This window comes from Desulfovibrio sp. DV, from assembly GCF_001936595.1.
Classification (GTDB): Bacteria; Desulfobacterota; Desulfovibrionia; order Desulfovibrionales; family Desulfovibrionaceae; genus Solidesulfovibrio.
This window is the reverse complement of sequence record NZ_MLBG01000184.1, coordinates 1-2,342: the sequence shown is the minus strand read 5'-3', so window position 1 is coordinate 2,342 and position 2,342 is coordinate 1. Positions and strand designations below refer to the sequence as shown.

Here is a 2,342-nt window from a genome sequence, read left to right as displayed (position 1 = left end):
TGGTCATGGTGGCAGACGATCTCCACGGAATGGACCAGGGCCGAAGGCTCCTGGGCCGCAGCCGAAGCCAGGGGAGCCGCGAGCAAGGCGGCGGCCAGCAGGGACACCCGTCGGGAAGCCTTACGGCAGGCAGTATGTGACATGGCGTAATCCTTGCGCAGCGCTTTGGGCGAGGCTGGATGCGCCGGCCGGGATGGCTGGCGCTGGCACCTTTGTAAGAGCAAAAACAGCACCAAAACACCGCAAAAGGCTCAAAAAGCCACTGTGGCCATGATTTCAACGGATTGCGAGCGCTGCCCGAAAACCGGCCGGCAGGATGCGGCCAGGGGCCTGAACCACCTTTTCACTTTCTCAAACACCGGGAAACGATCTTGCATACAACCACCGCCCGGCGGTCGGGCCGGCTCACGGGCAGCGCCGCCGCCCATCCTCGTGGCAGGCCGCACGGTCCTCTCCGATGCCCCGGCCTGTCCGGGCCGGGACAATGCGGCCGCCCTGGTCCCGCTCCGGGCAGGCAACACCCAGGCCGGCCAGAAATGCCTGCCACTGCCGCCGGCACACGGCCGGGCCATACTCCCGCTCCACCTGCTCCCGGGCGGCCCGGCCCAGGCGGCGGGCCAGGGCCGGATCGCACAGGCAGGCCGCCAGGGCCGCCTCCCACTGTCCGGCGTCGCCAGCCACAAAACCGGTTTCGCCGTGGCGCACGGCCGCGGCAAAGGCCGGGATGGCCGAAGCGACGGTCGCCACCTCCACCAGCCCGGCCTCGATGTATTTGACTGCACTCTTGGACCGGCAAAAGAGGTTGTCGACCTCAAGCGGAGCCAGATTGAGGTCGAAGCGGGCCAGTTCGGCCGGCAGTTCGCCATGGGGAACCAGGGGCCGGGCCTCGATGCGCCCGGCAAACCGGGCCAGTACCGGATATTCGGCCAGCTTGAGACAGCCGACCACGGTCAGGGACACGCCGGGATGGCCGGCCAGGATGTGGGCCAGCACCGGGACGATGGCGGCGAAATCGCGCTGATGGGTGGTCGTGCCGCTGGCATAGCCCAGGCGCAGCCCGTCCGGGCCGGGAGGGCCGGCCCGGAAATTTCGCACCTGGCGGCAGCGCTCGGCAAAGGCGCGGCCGTAGGTGTTGCCGAGAACCGTGGCCGGTTTGCCGGCCGCCGCCATCCGGGCCGCCAGATGCGGCGTTGCGGCCAGGGCCGCGTCGCAGGCCAAAAGCGCCCGGCGGCAGGCCAGGGTGCCGGCCCGAAGGGCTGCGGCCTGGGCCGGGGCCAGAAAACGGATGCCGTCCACCAGCCCGGCATTGTCCGACAGTCCCGGAGAAAAGACGTCGTCGTCGCTGTCAAAAACCAGTCTGGCCCCGGCCCGGCGGGCCGCCTCGAACACGGCTCCCGCAGCCTCGGTCCAGCCGACCCGGTGCAGCACCACCACGTCGGCCGCGGCCAGGGCAGCCGCCTGGCCAAAGATGTCGGCCACGTCCATGGCCCGGGCGTCGCAGCCAAGTTCTTCCAGGGCGCAAACGGCATGGTCCACCCGGTACAGGCCGCTTGGAGCGCCCCGAAGCGGGGTCACGAACACGATCCGGGGCGCTTTGTCGGAAGTTTTGACGGCCACACCGGGGGAGGCAGGGGCGGCGCAGCTGCGGCCGGCCTTTGTGTCCGGCTCCTTGGCCCTGGCGGCCGGCCTTGGCAAGCGCCCCTCGGCCGCGCCGTGGAGCGTGTAATGGACCAGCGGATCGACCCCGGCGGCGGCCACGTCGGCATTGGCGGCCAGATAGCCGGCGGCGTCGAATTCGGGGTGGGGATCGGCCCCGGCGGCGGCGCCGTGGCGCAGATAATGGAGCAAGGCAGGCAGCCGCCCTCGCGGCGCTCCGGGGACCTGCCGGCAATAGTGGGCCGGGTCGAAAAGGCGGCAGCGCCGCAGCCGAAAAACCAGCAGCAGCAGGCGCACCTCGCGCGCCAACCGGACAAGCCGCGTCGGACAGTGGACCATGCTCGCCATCCTTGGTTCCGGGGCAGGACGTCCCGGCGACAGCACATACAATCGGCCGCCCGGCCTGACAACCGCCGGCCTTTGACAACCCGGCCCGGATGCCCGACTCTGCCCCGGTCCGCTCCGGCCCCGGACCGGATCGGGAACAAACCATCAGGCAACCAGAAGGACTCGCCGCATGGCCAGCCACGCCACCCCGCCGGGTCGTATTGCCGGTATCCTGTCCGGTTTCAAGACCGCCGCCCGCCCGCACCTCGGCCGCCTGCTCCTCTTTGCCGCCGGCGCGGCGCTGACCCTGGCCATGGCCGTGCTCCATGTGCTCGATCGGCTGGCTGCGCTTTCAAAAT

1 protein-coding gene is annotated in these 2,342 nt (G+C 70.4%); it reads right to left on the bottom strand.

Annotated features, from left to right (window positions below; genetic code table 11):
• Nucleotides 1-405: 405 nt before the first annotated feature.
• Complete coding sequence (locus tag DVDV_RS21595; RefSeq protein WP_075356625.1) at nt 406-1,995, bottom strand: glycosyltransferase; 1,590 nt, start codon at nt 1,993-1,995, stop codon at nt 406-408.
• Nucleotides 1,996-2,342: the final 347 nt, after the last annotated feature.